Here is a 13530-nt window from a genome sequence, read left to right as displayed (position 1 = left end):
GGGATAAATCCCCTCGCCACAGGGATCTGTGCCTGGCAGGGAAGCCCGCGCCGTTGCGCTTGAAGCCAAACCTGAGGAATATGCTCGGGTAAAGCCCAGGCATCGGGCCCAGGACATCGAGAGCACCATGAGCCATTACCTCAGCCTGCCCGTCGAACAGACGGTGCATTTCGGCCCTTACCGGGTCCATCCGCGCCAGCGCCTGGTGCTGGAGGGCGAGCAACCGTTGCGCCTGGGACGGCGGGCCGTGGAGATTCTGCTGGTGTTGCTCGAACACGCAGGCGAGGTGGTGAGCAAGCAGCAACTGATCGCCCGGGTCTGGCCCAGGAGCGTGGTGGAAGACACCAACCTGCGCGTACACGTCGCGGCACTGCGCAAGGCCCTCGGGGACGGCCAGGCCGGGCAGCGCTACATCGTCACCGTGGCGCAGCGCGGCTACAGCTTTGTCGCGCCGGTGTCATTCGGATCCCTCGACCCATTGGCGCGCATTCCTCATCCGTCCCTGGCGCGCAATCTGCCGCTACAGCGCACACGCCTGATCGGACGCCAGGCCCTGGTGGAAAACCTGGTGACCCAGTTGCCCCGAAAGCGTTTCATTACCCTGGTCGGCACCGGCGGCATCGGCAAGACCACCGTCGCCCTGCGGGTCGCTGAACGGCTGATCGGCCACTACCGTGACGGCACCCATCTGCTGGACCTGGCATCGCTCAACGATGCGGCCATGATCGTCCCCAACCTGTGCGCATTGCTCGACCTGCCGCTGCAGGACGGTGATCCGCTGGACACCGTCGCCCGACCGCTCAAGGAGCGGCATCTGCTGCTGGTGATCGACAACTGCGAGCACCTGATCGACGCCATCGCCCAGCTCAGCGAAACCTTGCTGCGCGGCGCCCCTCACCTGCACATCCTGGCCACCAGCCGCGAAGGCCTGCGCGCCGAAGGCGAATACGTGCAGCGCCTGGATGCCCTGGCATGCCCGCCCCGGGAAATGCCCATCGAGGGTTATCCCGCCCTGGAATACCCGGCGCTGCAACTGTTTGCCGAGCGTGCGATGGCCAGCCGTGACGACTTCGAACTGACCGACCGCGAGGTGCCGTTGGTGGTCGACATCTGCCAGCGGCTGGACGGGATTCCCCTGGCCATCGAGCTGGCCGCCGGACAGATCGGCCGCTTCAGCCTCGAAGCGCTGCACCGGCAACTGCAAGACAATGTCGCCCTGCTCCACAACGACACCGACGCCGCCCCGCGCCAGCAGACCCTGCGCGCCACGCTGGACTGGAGCTTCGCGCTGCTCACGACCTGCGAGCAGACCTGCCTGCGGCGACTGGCGGTGTTCATGGGCAGTTTCAACCTGGCCTCGGCCGCGGCGGTGATCGTCGGCCAGCATGTCGCACCCGACCAGGTGCTGGTGTCGGTCAGCCAGTTGGTCGCCAAATCGTTGCTCAACGTCGAGATCGGCGATGAAGAGGTGCGTTATCGCCTGCTGGACACCACCCGCCGTTATGCCTTGGAAAAACTGGCCGAAGCCGGGGAATTGGCGGCCAGCCAGGAACGCCACGCCGAACGCTGCCTGGCGCTCATGGGGCAAGCGGAAAACGATTGGGAGAACACCCCCACCCGACTGTGGATCGCCCGTTACGCCGACTATCGCGACGACATCCGCGCGGCGCTCGACCGCGGCTTGGGCCCGCAGGGTTCACATGCCGTGGCGATCCGCCTGACCGCCCGCACCCTGCCCCTCTGGCAGGAGCTGTCGCTGCTCAAGGAGCACGGCCTCTACGTCAACAAGGCGCTGCAATTGTTGCGGGCCAGCCCCACACCATGCCCACGCTTGACCCTGGCCCTGGAGCTGGCCCACGCCAGTTTCAACTACCACACCGAGGGCGGCACGCCGGCCACGGTCCGTGCCTTCGCCAGCGCCCGGCAACTGGCCCGGCAATGCCAGGACCTGGCCAGCGAGCTGCGGGCCGTGTCCGGGCAAATGACCGTGGACCTCAGCTGCGGCAACTACCAACAGGCCCTGGCCCACAGCCTGGATTTCGACCGGCTCGGTTTGCAGGGCGACCCGATCCTGTCCTTGAGCACCCAACGCCTGCGGGTGCTGGCGCTGCATTTCACCGGCGACCAGGGCGCGGCGCGACGTGAAGCCGAACAGGTGATCCAGCGCCTGGCCCAGAGCGGCCACCTCAGCCGCTTCAGCCACGGCTTCGGCGTGCAATACGACCAGAGCGTGGCCGCGCTGACGATTCTGGCGCGCATCCTCTGGCTGCAAGGTTTTGCCGAGAAAGCCCGGCGTACCGCCAACCTGGCGCTGCAGATCGCCTTGCAGATCAACCACGGCATTTCGATCTGCTACACCTTGGCGCTGAGCGGTTGCGTGATCGCCCACTACACCGGCGATCATCAAACTGCCCGGGAAAGGCTCGAGCTGTTGAAACAGCAGGCCAAGAAGCATTCGGTGATGCTGTTCCATGACTGGGCCTGTCATTACGACAGCGTATTCAATGACCAGCCCCTGGAGACGAGCCCGACAAACGGGCTGATCCAGGACATCGCCGTCACCCTGCGCCCTGGCGTTGTCAGCCCGGCGCAACTGGAACGGGCCCGCAGCGGCGCCGCGGGCTGGTGTTCGGCGGAGCTCCTGCGAGCCGGCGCCGAAACCTGGCTGGCGCGGAACGAGCCCTCCTTGGAAGGCCCCGCCGAAACGCAACTGCTGGCCGCCCTGGCCGTCGCCCGTCAGCATCATGCCCTGGCCTGGGAACTGCGCAGCGCCACGTCCCTGGCCCGCTTGTGGCAGCGCCGCGGGCAAGTCCAAGCCGCGCAGGAACTGCTCGAGCCGGTTTACCGACGCTTCAGCGAGGGGTTCAACACCCCCGACCTATTGGAAGCCGGCGCGCTGCTCCAGGGGTTGACTCGCCGGTTGGGGCCTTGAATGGCCCGAGCCCCAAGCGCCTTGCAGCACATAACGCCGATGAAACACGGGCCACTGACCACTGCGCCGCAATTTGTCCAGGGCGTAGGCGCGAGTGGTGTGCAGCAGTCGAAAACGTACTCCGTCGGCCAGCGGCTCGACCATCAGCAATGACACGCTCGCCAGCCGCAATAGCAACGAGGGCAATTGCCCGACACTCAGTTCAGCGCAACTGATCACTGCCAGCGCCGCCCTGAGCGTAAACGGCCCCTCGAACACCGCCAGGCGCTGGAACACGGTTTGTTCGTCAGCACTCAAACGCTCGACACTCGAATCCAGCACGGCCTCCAGGCTTCGATGCCGGGCCACCGCCGTACGTCGCCCGTGGCTCAAGACTGACAAGCCGTAATCCAATTGTTCGAGGACCCCCGCCAGCCCCAAGGCATCGACCTGGGCCGCCGCCAGTTCCAGCGCCAGCGGCAAGCCGTCCAGGCGCTGGCAGATCTGGGCCAGGATCACCCCGTCGCGGCCAACGGGCTGGAAACCCTGTTGCCGGGCGCCCACTCGCTCGATCAGCAACTGCACCGCCGGGCACGCCACGATCTGGTGCTCGGGTTCCAGGGGCGATGCCACAGCCAGGCCCGGCAGCGGCACGATTTTTTCGCCCGGCAGGGCCAGGGGCTCGCGACTGCTGCACAACAGCGACACCCCGGGCGCTGCCGTAGCCAATGCCTGGGCCAATTCCCGACAGGCATCGAGCACGTGCTCGCAACCGTCGAGCACCAGCAACATGCGACAGGACTCAAGGCCCCTGCCCAAAGAACCGGGCGCCAGGCCCAGCGTGCCGGCCACCCGCGCCATCACCTGTGAAGAGTCACTGACGTCCGCCAAGTCAACGAACCAGGCCCCGTCGTCAAAGTGCTCAAGCAGCAGCTCCGCCACCCGCAACACCACGGTGGTCTTGCCGACCCCACCCGGGCCGCTCACGGTGGTCAGGGTTTGACGGGGCACTTGCGCCAGCAGTCGTCCCAGGACTCTGTCGCGGCCGATCACCGGGCTCAAGCGCGTGGGCAGGTTGTGTCGCTCGGCCATGGGACTCAAAGGCGACTCAACGCCTTCTTGCACCGCCAGGGGCATCGCCAGGCAATAGCCTTGTCGCGGATGGTTGAGGATATAGCGAGCGCCATCCCGCCCGTCGCCGAAGGCCCGCCGCAGCGCCGCGATGTGCACCCGCAGGTTGATGGCTTCCACGACGCTGTCAGGCCAGACGTGGGCGATGAGGGTTTGCTTGCTGACGTAGTGGCCGGCGTGCTCCACCAGTACCTGCAGAACATCCAGGGCCCGGCCACCCAGCGCGAGGGGCTGGCCGTCACGGGTGACCAGCCGTTGCTGCCGGTAGAAGGCGAACGGACCGAAGCCCACCGCCGGCTCGCTATCGGGTTTGACGAAACTGTTCATGGGCGATCCAGCGCCGGATAACCGGGGCGGGCGTCAGCGTGCGGATGACCGAACACGTCTGCCCCGGGCTCCTGCGCATCCTTTCCAAAGGGTTCGCCGTTATCTTGGCAGGCGCAGGCCTCAGGACAATGCTGGCACTGGGAGCGTCACGGACATCACGGTGCCCTGGACGGACACCGACGCCTCAACTGAACTGCTGACGATATTGCACCGGGGTCAGGCCGAGCTTTTCACCGAACAAAAAGCGCATGTGCCGCACACTGCCGAAGCCACTGCGAAACGCCACGGTCTTGAGCGGCAGGTCAGTGGTTTCCAGCAGCTGACGCGCCCGGTCGATGCGCGCACCCTGCAGGAACTCCATGGGCGTCATCTTCACTTCACGGGCAAAGACCCGGGCGAAATGCCGCGCGCTCATGGAAGCCAAGGCGGCCATGCGCTCAATGGTGAAGGGTTCTTCCAGATGCTCCATCACATGATTCTGCACCCGGGTAATGGCCGACTCCTGCGTCGACACCGCCGCCACCGAGGGGCTGAACTGTGCCTGGCCGCCCTGGCGCTTCATCACCACCAGCAACACCTTGGCCACGTCCAACGCGACTTTGCGGCCGTGGTCCTGGGCCACGATGGACAGGGCCAGGTCGATCCCGGCGGTGACACCGCCCGAGGTGATCAGGCGGCGGTCCTGCAGGAAGATCTTGTCGGTTTCCACCAGGGCCTTGGGGAAACGTTGTATCAGGCGTTCGGTGTAATGCCAGTGGGTCGTGACGTGATAACCGTCGAGCAAGCCCGCCTCACCGAGCACGAAGGCACCGGTGCAGATGGAGCCGTAGCGCGTAGCCCGTTGCGCCGCGGCCCGCAGCCAGGTGTGCAGCCCCGGATGCCGGTCGTTATAGGCCCCCGGCCCACCCGGCACCAGCAACACGTCATAGGCTGCCCATGCCTGGTCGATATGGATATCGGCCTGCACCGCCACGCCGTTGGACGCTCGCAACGGCCCGCGCTCGGTACCCAGGGTCAGCAGTTGATAACGCAGGTCCCCTTCGAGGTAACGATTGGCGATGGAAAACACTTCCAGAGGCCCGGCCATGTCGAGCAGCAAAAAATCCGGGAACAGCACCATTGCAACGGTTTTCATTAAAAAGACGCCAAAAAAATCCAGAAACCATAAATGCCCCCCGGTGGGAGCGAGCTTGCTCGCGATAGCGTCAAATCAGTTGGAGTCGATGTCACTGACACACCGCTATCGCGAGCAAGCTCGCTCCCACAGGGTTTATCGTCAGCATTATGGCGAAGCCAGGCATCCGCCGGTAGGCATTCTCGATTGTCCACTCCAAGTAGACAGTCTTTCGTTTTCCACCTGCTTATTGAACTTCAGGATAACCATTAACCTTCTTCTGAACCCGGCGAACGGCCCCAGCCGCCGCCCATAGACATCAGGAGAATCATCATGCTGACCCTTCGCAAAGCTTCGGACCGCGGCATTGCCCGCCACGGCTGGCTGACCTCGTTCCACACCTTCTCGTTCGCCAGCTACCGCAACCTCAACGAACAGGGCTTCTCCGATCTGCTGGTCATCAACGACGACCGGGTCGCCGCGGCCAAGGGTTTCGGCCAGCATCCCCACCGGGACATGGAGATCTTTTCCTACGTGCTTGAAGGGGCGCTGGAACACAAGGACACCCTGGGCACGGGCTCGGTCATTCGCCCCGGTGACGTGCAGTTGATGAGCGCCGGCAGCGGCGTGGCCCACAGCGAGTTCAACCACAGTGCGGACGAGCCGGTGCACTTCCTGCAGATCTGGATCGTGCCCAACGTCAGTGGCGCCACGCCACGCTACCAACAGGAGCATTTCAGCAGCGAGCAGAAACGCGGTCGCCTGCAATTGATCATCTCCCCGGACGGCGCCGACGGCTCGCTCCAGGTGCGCCAGGATGCACGGGTCTACGCCGGGCTGTTCGATGGTGAGCAAAGCGCCACCTTGACCCTGGCCGCGGATCGCTATGCCTACGTGCACGTGGCCCGAGGCGCTGTCGAGCTCAACGGCGTGCAGTTACAGGAAGGTGATGGTGTGCGGGTGCGCGAGGAGCAGGTCCTGACCTTGAGTCACGGCCAGGATGCCGAGGTGCTCGTGTTCGATCTGCGGGCGCAGGAACTGCCACAGATGCCATGAAACACCCTTTAGGTCCTGTGGGAGAAATTGTCACCGAGGCTATGAAGCATCCATTGTGGGAGCGAGCTTGCTCGCGATGACGGAGTGTCAGCTACATGAGTATCGGCTGACCTGGCGCCATCGCGAGCAAGCTCGCTCCCACAGGGTCTACAGGGTGTTTCGCAATGGAGCCTCCACATCCCCCGACGCCTCACTCATTCTGCAGCGCAAACACCTCGACAATCTCATCGATCACCGCCCGCACCCGTGCCGTATGGCGCAGGTCCGCGTGGGTGACCAGCCAGACCTCGTAAGGCAGTGCACGCGTGCGCTCCGGCCAGATCCTCAGCAACCCGTCACGCGCCCCCATGTACAGCGGAATCTCCCCGACACCGATGCCCGCGGCAATCGACCGACGCACCAACAGGCTCGAACTCAGGCTGGCCACGATCCGTCCGCGATTGATCGGCTCCGAGACCAGGGTGAAATCCTTGCTGCCCTGCCAGTACGGCTGATAAACCACCAAGTCATGTCCCTCGAACTCGCTGCCGGGCGACGGTACGCCACGGGCATCGACATAGGCTTGGGCCGCAAACAATCCTACCGGCCAACGGGCGATTCGCCGAGCGATCAGGTCAGGGTTGTCGGGCCGGGTGTTGCGCACGGCGATGTCCGCTTCGCGCTTGACCAGGCTGAGGATCTGCGTGGACGCATCCAGTTGCACGCGCACATCGGGATGGCGCCCATGCAGGCTGGCAATGGCCGGAATCAAGAAGTCGATGGCCAATGAGTCGGTGGTGGCGACCCGGACATTGCCGATCAGGCGATCATCCAGGCCCTGTATCCGGCGCTCCAGCTCCAGCGCCGAATGCTCCATCTTCTCCACCGCCTTGAGCGCCGCCTCGCCGACGGCCGTCAGTGCGTAACCGTCTGAGGTACGCAGGAACAACGCGGCATCCAAGGACTTCTCCAACGCCGTAACGCGCCGCCCCACAGTCGCCTGATCCACCCCCAACACCCGCGCGGCACCGCGCAAGGTCGACGCTCGGCAGACGGCCAGAAACACCCGTGCATCATCCCAATTCATTCGCCCTCCTACGATGCATATATGCATCACTCTGACGCTAAATCGCTGCACAAACGCAGCGAAGATAGCCGATATGCTGGACGCTATAAACCTTTCACAGGATCGCTGTCATGCCCTCCTCATCCGCTGCGCTCGAATCACCTCCTACAAACATCTGGCTGCCCATTTTCGCCGGCCTCTGTGCCAGCCTCGTCAGCATCGGCCTGGCGCGTTTCGCCTATACGCCACTGATCCCGGCATTGATCGAGGCCCGTTGGTTTTCTGCCAACGACGTGGTCTACCTGGGGGCGGCGAACCTGGTCGGTTACCTGATCGGCGCCCTGCTCGGCCGTCCCATGGCCCACCGACTGACCAACCGGAACGCGTTGCGGCTGATGATGCTCGTCGTGACCGGCGCATTTTTCGCCTGTGCCTTCCCGGTGTCGGTGACCTGGTATTTCGCCTGGCGGCTACTGTCGGGGATCGCCGGCGGCGCGATCATGGTGCTGGTGGCGGCGACTGTATTGCCCCATGTACCGGCGGCACGCAAAGGCTTGGCCAGTGGCGCGATTTTCCTTGGCATCGGCCTTGGCATCGCCGGCTCAGGCACGATTGTGCCGCCGCTGTTGAGCCTGGGCTTGCCGGCCACTTGGCTGGGGCTTGGCGCCCTGTCGCTGGCATTGACCGGGTTGAGCTGGTTTGGCTGGCCCCGGGACACGGTGCAGATAACAGCCAGCGCTGCGCCCGACGAGCCCATGCCTCCTGCGGTTTTCCAATTGTTCGCCCAGTATGCGTTCATGGCCGCGGGGCTCGTGCCTGCGATGGTCTTTTTGGTCGACTACGTGGCGCGCGGCCTCGGGGCCGGGGCACATGTCGGGGCAATGGTCTGGGTAATGTATGGCCTCGGGGCGATTATCGGACCGGTGAGCTATGGTTTTCTCGCCGATCACCTTGGCGCGCGCAAGAGCATTCGACTGGTCCTGGCCGTGCAAGCGATTGCTCTCGGCTTGCTGGCGGTTTCACACACCTTCATGGCACTGGCGCTGCTCGCCGTGATCATCGGTTCGTTTCCGCCGGGCATCGTGCCCTTGGCCCTGGCCCGAGTGCACGAACTGGTTCCTGACCCTCATCGCCAACAACTGGCCTGGAGCCGGGCCACTGTTTCGTTCGCCACCTTCCAGGCGCTGGCCGGATTTGCCTACTCGGCCCTGTTCAATGCCAGTGGCGGACACCACGGATTGCTTTTCCTGATCTCCGCCGGGGCGATTCTTTTTGCGTTGATGCTCGATTTCCCTTTCGGGACAGAAAAAAGCTCGAAAGTCCTGAAACCGTGATTACCGACGCAGCTCAGACGAAAAACTTCTAAAAAAAGTCAGGCGATTGGACGAATTCAGGCTTTGATCTAATGGAGCTGCGGTGCGTCTCGGACAGGTCCCAATGCCCAGCTGAAATGCGCTTTGTCTGTTGCCACGAGCCAGAGGGATCTATAAAGTTCCCGAAAGGTTTTCGTTTCTGACCGGCGGTCATCGCGACTGCCCGAAGTCAATTGACCCAATGCATGAGTCTCGGCAAAATGATTTCACTTTGCCATTGTTATTCCTGACTTGCTTATTCACGGAAGAAAGCATGAAAACCGTCATATCCCTCGCTTTAATCTCGATTGCGTGCAGTGCGGTCGCGGAAGTTCAGAACATCAAATACCTTTACGATGATTCGGATGCCGTGTACTCCATCGTGTCGTTTATCGACAGCGGCTCAGCCATCCAGGCCACCGTACAGAGATCGGGGGCTTACTTCACCAACTACACAAAACTCGAACTCGACTGCGCCAGCCGCAATGTACGGCACATGGGGATGTACAACAGCCTCGCAGTGCTGGAAAAAGCCCAGTTCGACCAAATGCAAGGGCGAATCATCGACGGCTCGATAGCCGACGAAGTAGGCAAGGTGCTGTGCAAGGAGACGACTTTGACCGCATCACAAGCCGCTCCGCAAACCGAAGACCTGCCCACCGAAACACAAACCGACGATAACAGCTGATTTGTGTCCGTGATGCGGGAGCTTGCTCCCGCTGAGCAGCGTAGCCCTCCCGCCCCAAAAACTCACTTCCCGCTCCGGCAGCGTCTTCAGCGCAAGGCTTGCTTGCGCTCCGATTTCGAACGGTAACTGCCAGGCGGCACACCAAAGAAATCCCGGAAACGACGCTGGAAGTGCGGGGAACTGACAAAGCCTGTCGCCACGGCGATTTCGGTCACGGACCGATTGGTTTGCTGGATGAGTTGGCGCGCACGCGTCAGGCGCAGCTCCAGGTAATAGCGCGTTGGGGTCGCGCCGAGAAAACTGCAGAACCGTCGCTCCAACTGGCGCTTGGAAATCTTCACGCACGCCGCCAGCTCATCGATGGTCAAGGGCTCCTCTACGTTCTGCCACATCAGTTCCAACGCCAACTTGAGGCTTTCCGGCAGCGTCGGGTCGGTCTCGACGAAAACCGGTGGCAAGTCCGTCGCATCGTCGCCCGACTCATCACAACGCAGAATTTCCTCGATGGCCCCCACCAGCGCCGCTCCGCCCGTCTGGCGAATCAATTGGAGCATCATGCGCAGCGAACTGTTGGCGCCCGCGCAACTGACCCGCTCCCGATCCACCACATAGGCCCGGCTGGACACCTTCACATGGGGGAACACCTCCACCATCATGGCGCGACTTTCCGGGTGGACAGCGCATTCGAAACCATCCAACAGATTGGCATCGGCAACGAAGAAGACACCGTTCCACAACCCGCCCAGGATCGCCCCGGACGCCGCATTGGCGCGCAGCTTGCGGCGCAGCAAGGGATGACCTTGCAACTTCACGCGAAAGCCCCCGGCGACAATCAGCACGTCCTGGTTTTCCGGCATCTGCGCCAGTTCGACGTCCGTCGAGATGACAATGCCCAGGTCGCTCGTCACCTGCCCACCTGAAACCCCCACCGTCAGCACCTCGTAGAGGGGCATGTCGCTCATCAGGTTGGCGGTCACCAGCGCGTCCACCGCACCGGTGAAGGACATCATCGAGAAGTTGTCCATCAATACAAACGCGACGCGGATCGGCGCCTCGCTGGCGGACGCCGCTCCGAGCGGTCGATAAGCCATGTTCTTGTTTTTGAGTACGCTCTCGAATGCGCTTGGCATAGGGCCTCGTTAATACATTAAAGACAATGAGGATTGGCTGCACGTGGGTGCCCGAGCCGCAGAGCGAAGGCGCGGGGCAAACCACGCTATCTTCCAGACTAGTCAAGCCGCCTGCAATCGCGCCTACGCCCTCTACTGATCGTCCCGCGCCAAAATGGCAAGCCTCAAGTGCCTACGACTTTGGTCGATACAGTGGCAGTAGGCATAGGCGCTTTTCCCTTCCAGAGACTCGCAAGGCCAAACACTGCTGTTTCCGCCGTTCCAACACTTAAAATATTCCGCGGGAGAAGTCATGAATATCAAACAGAAGCTGACATGGGCGTTCGCGGCCATCGCCTGCCTCCCGGTTATCCTGGTAGCGGTGCTTGTCGTAATGAACCTGCGCGACGCCGCAAAGGCCAACTTCCTGGACAGCAGCGGCCGTGAAATCCGCCAGATCGACAACGGCATGAAGCAGTTCTTCGATGGCATCAGCCAGAACGTCGAATACATCGCCAAGGATCCACGGATCATCGCTGCCAAGGGGTTGAAAAACTACTCCCTGGCCGATGCCGCACAAACACCGCTCCCCGAGATCAACCAACAGCTCCTGGAAATATTCGACCGATTCGCCAAGAGCCATCCGACCACCGCCTATCTGTCCGTGGGCCTGAGCGACGGTGGCTACGCCAGCTGGCCTGACGATCCGAAGATGACCAACTATGACCCGCGCGTGCGCCCCTGGTACAAGGCTGCCATCGCCGCACCGGGTACGACCGTGCGCACGGACGCCTATTACTGGGCGCCGGACGATGTGTCGCTGATCGGCACCGTACACACGGTCGCCGACGCCAGCGGCAACGTCGTGGGCGTGGTCGGCCTGGACGTGTCGCTCAAGCAGCTCACCGAACTGGTCAAGAACATCAAGCTGGGCGACAGCGGCTACCTGATGCTGGTGGAAGCCAACGGCAACGTCCTGGTGGACGCCGCCGATGCCAAGCACAACTTCAAGCCGCTGGCCGACCTTGGCCCCAACTATGCCGAGCTGGCCAAAAGCAGCGATGGCGTGACCCAGATCGAGATCGACGGCGTGCCCTACATGGCCAACGTGGTCAGTTCCAAAGGGCTGGGCTGGCGCTTCATCGGCCTGATCAAACGCGATGAAGTGATGGCCGAGGCTTCGAGCCTGACTTGGCTGATCGCCGCCATTGCTGCCGCGCTGGCCGTGGTCTTCGCCGTGGTGGGCGCCAGTTTCGCCAGCGTCATCGTGCGGCCGATTCGCGGCGTTGCCAATGGCCTGCAGGAAATCGCCGAAGGTGAAGGTGACCTCACCCGCAAACTCTCGGTGCAAGGCAAGGACGAAACGGCCACCCTGGCGGGCTGGTTCAACCAGTTCCTGGGCATGATCGCGCAACTGATGCAACGCATCGGCAGCGCCTCTTCCGACCTGCAAACCGCCGCGGCCGATACCAGCCACGTGGCCCAGAACATGAACGATGCCGCCGGGCGCCAGCGCCAGGCCGTGGAATTGGTGAGCACCGCGTTCAACGAAATGGTTGCCACCGCCAACGAAGTGGCCCGTTCTTGCAGCCAGGCCGCCTCCAGTGCGGACGAAGGCTACCGCGATGTGCACGACGGCCAGCATCACATCGGCGAAGCCACCGGCAGCGTGTTGAAACTGAGCGAAGACCTGCAACAATCGACCCAGACCATGCAGGCGTTGGAGCAAGACAGCAAGAACATCAACACCATCCTCGACACCATTCGCTCGATTGCCGAACAGACCAACCTGTTGGCCCTCAACGCCGCGATCGAAGCCGCACGGGCCGGCGATCAAGGTCGTGGGTTCGCCGTGGTGGCCGACGAAGTGCGGGCCCTGGCACGCCGCACCGCCGACTCCACCGGCGAGATCGACAGCCTGCTGGGCAACCTCGCACGGCGCACCCAGGAAGTCACCCAGCAGATGCAAAGCAGCCTGCAGGTGTCCCACACCAGCGTCGAGCGCATTCAGCAGGCCCGTGACAGCTTCGACAAGATCCGCAATTCGGTGGACTCGATTCGCGACCAGAACACCCAGATCGCCACGGCGGCAGAGGAACAGCACCAGGTGGCCGAAGACATCAACCGGCACATCGCGCAGATTCATGCCGATGCCCAGTTGGTCGAGGAATTCGCTCACTCGGCACAGACCGGCTCGGGGCGTTTGACGGATATTTCCGGGCAGCTCAAGGGCTTGGTTGGGCGCTTCAAGTTCTAGCGTGTTCGAGGTGGCGAGCCAGGGACGGCTCGCCGCTCAGGGTGATACAAACGAAAAGCCGCGATTGGCCGCACTGCGCTCATACTCCAGAAGACACGCATAGTCAGCCTCACTGGCCGGCAGCACTTCCCTGATCGCCAGGTCACGGGAAATCTCGGGAAGCTGGCTCAAGGCTTCGTTCATTGCGCGCCTGATAGCGTCTGCTTGCGTCGCCGTTCGACGAATCGACGTGATGTAAGGCAGGCAGGGACTGCGCACACTTCGCACCAGGATCCTGAGGCCTTCGATCTCGTCACTGTTATCTCTCGCCAGATAGTCGTAGGTGACGCTGTCGATAGAAGCCAAATCACCGTCGTGTTTTTTCAACCTTCGAATGCTCTCCCTGTGGGATCCGGTGAAGGTCAGTTTCGAGAAAAAACCACGGTCGCTGATCCCAGCCAACGTGTGGCGCAATAAATTCATTCCCGAGTTGGAATCCCGGGCGTTGATCAGACCATGGCTGCCCTGCAAACCCGCCAGATCGGTGACGGCCGAATCAGC

The 13530-nt window shown here is 62.8% G+C and carries 10 protein-coding genes and 1 pseudogene; 6 read left to right on the top strand and 5 right to left on the bottom strand.

What is annotated here, in order from left to right; genetic code table 11:
• The first annotated feature begins 127 nt into the window (after positions 1–127).
• The gene (locus J4E53_RS26585; RefSeq protein ID WP_103310839.1) at positions 128–2932 is read left to right on the top strand and encodes a winged helix-turn-helix domain-containing protein; all 2805 of its coding nucleotides are present in this window, start codon (positions 128–130) and stop codon (positions 2930–2932) included.
• Here J4E53_RS26585 and J4E53_RS26580 read toward each other — a convergent pair.
• Together J4E53_RS26580 and J4E53_RS26575 are read right to left on the bottom strand one after the other, a co-directional pair.
• The gene (locus tag J4E53_RS26580) at positions 2879–4369 is read right to left on the bottom strand and encodes a winged helix-turn-helix domain-containing protein (RefSeq protein ID WP_103310841.1); all 1491 of its coding nucleotides are present in this window, start codon (positions 4367–4369) and stop codon (positions 2879–2881) included. The two genes, J4E53_RS26585 and J4E53_RS26580, sit on opposite strands and share 54 nt — an antisense overlap.
• Positions 4370–4553: 184 nt before the next feature.
• Positions 4554–5504 (bottom strand): GlxA family transcriptional regulator, encoded by a 951-nt coding sequence (locus J4E53_RS26575; protein WP_103310843.1) that lies wholly within the window; start codon positions 5502–5504, stop codon positions 4554–4556.
• Between the two features lie 312 nt (positions 5505–5816).
• Here J4E53_RS26575 and J4E53_RS26570 point away from each other — a divergent pair, with 312 nt between their 5' ends.
• On the top strand, positions 5817–6539 hold the full coding sequence (locus J4E53_RS26570; protein ID WP_103310845.1) for a pirin family protein: 723 nt from the start codon (positions 5817–5819) through the stop codon (positions 6537–6539).
• Between the two features lie 190 nt (positions 6540–6729).
• On the opposite strand, the gene J4E53_RS26565 is transcribed toward J4E53_RS26570, so the two are convergent.
• Entirely contained in the window at positions 6730–7605 is an 876-nt protein-coding gene (locus tag J4E53_RS26565; RefSeq protein ID WP_103310846.1) for a LysR family transcriptional regulator, read from the bottom strand.
• Between the two features lie 110 nt (positions 7606–7715).
• Here J4E53_RS26565 and J4E53_RS26560 point away from each other — a divergent pair, with 110 nt between their 5' ends.
• On the top strand, positions 7716–8918 hold the full coding sequence (locus J4E53_RS26560; RefSeq protein WP_103310848.1) for a YbfB/YjiJ family MFS transporter: 1203 nt from the start codon (positions 7716–7718) through the stop codon (positions 8916–8918).
• A gap of 292 nt (positions 8919–9210) precedes the next feature.
• A complete protein-coding gene (locus J4E53_RS26555; protein WP_060741527.1) occupies positions 9211–9624 on the top strand; it encodes a hypothetical protein in 414 nt (137 codons plus the stop codon).
• An 86-nt stretch (positions 9625–9710) separates the two neighbouring features.
• Here J4E53_RS26555 and J4E53_RS26550 read toward each other — a convergent pair whose 3' ends face one another.
• A complete protein-coding gene (locus J4E53_RS26550; protein WP_060741526.1) occupies positions 9711–10754 on the bottom strand; it encodes a GlxA family transcriptional regulator in 1044 nt (347 codons plus the stop codon).
• Positions 10755–11046: 292 nt separating this feature from the next.
• Here J4E53_RS26550 and J4E53_RS31215 point away from each other — a divergent pair.
• Positions 11047–12129 (top strand): annotated as a pseudogene (locus tag J4E53_RS31215) (cache domain-containing protein); the annotation flags it as partial.
• Positions 12130–12135: 6 nt separating this feature from the next.
• Complete coding sequence (locus tag J4E53_RS31210) at positions 12136–12990, top strand: methyl-accepting chemotaxis protein (RefSeq protein WP_371128530.1); 855 nt, start codon at positions 12136–12138, stop codon at positions 12988–12990.
• 36 nt (positions 12991–13026) lie between these two features.
• Here J4E53_RS31210 and J4E53_RS26540 read toward each other — a convergent pair.
• A partial coding sequence (locus J4E53_RS26540; RefSeq protein ID WP_207268220.1) for a phosphate/phosphite/phosphonate ABC transporter substrate-binding protein occupies positions 13027–13530 on the bottom strand: 504 nt, incomplete at its 5' end.

The sequence above is a fragment of the Pseudomonas sp. FW305-28 genome (genome assembly GCF_017351395.1).
Lineage (GTDB): Bacteria > Pseudomonadota > Gammaproteobacteria > Pseudomonadales > Pseudomonadaceae > Aquipseudomonas > Aquipseudomonas fluorescens_AA.
This window is presented reverse-complemented; position numbering and strand designations above follow the sequence as displayed.

Excerpts from the sequence above, each read along its gene's own strand:
- J4E53_RS26570 (WP_103310845.1), top strand. The coding sequence starts at position 5,817 with ATGCTGACCCTTCGCAAAGCTTCGGACCGCGGCATTGCCCGCCACGGC.
- J4E53_RS26585 (WP_103310839.1), top strand. The coding sequence starts at position 128 with ATGAGCCATTACCTCAGCCTGCCCGTCGAACAGACGGTGCATTTCGGC.
- J4E53_RS26565 (WP_103310846.1), bottom strand. The coding sequence starts at position 7,605 with ATGAATTGGGATGATGCACGGGTGTTTCTGGCCGTCTGCCGAGCGTCG.
- J4E53_RS31210 (WP_371128530.1), top strand. The coding sequence starts at position 12,136 with ATGATCGCGCAACTGATGCAACGCATCGGCAGCGCCTCTTCCGACCTG.
- J4E53_RS26575 (WP_103310843.1), bottom strand. The coding sequence starts at position 5,504 with ATGAAAACCGTTGCAATGGTGCTGTTCCCGGATTTTTTGCTGCTCGAC.
- J4E53_RS26555 (WP_060741527.1), top strand. The coding sequence starts at position 9,211 with ATGAAAACCGTCATATCCCTCGCTTTAATCTCGATTGCGTGCAGTGCG.
- J4E53_RS26580 (WP_103310841.1), bottom strand. The coding sequence starts at position 4,369 with ATGAACAGTTTCGTCAAACCCGATAGCGAGCCGGCGGTGGGCTTCGGT.
- J4E53_RS26550 (WP_060741526.1), bottom strand. The coding sequence starts at position 10,754 with ATGCCAAGCGCATTCGAGAGCGTACTCAAAAACAAGAACATGGCTTAT.
- J4E53_RS26560 (WP_103310848.1), top strand. The coding sequence starts at position 7,716 with ATGCCCTCCTCATCCGCTGCGCTCGAATCACCTCCTACAAACATCTGG.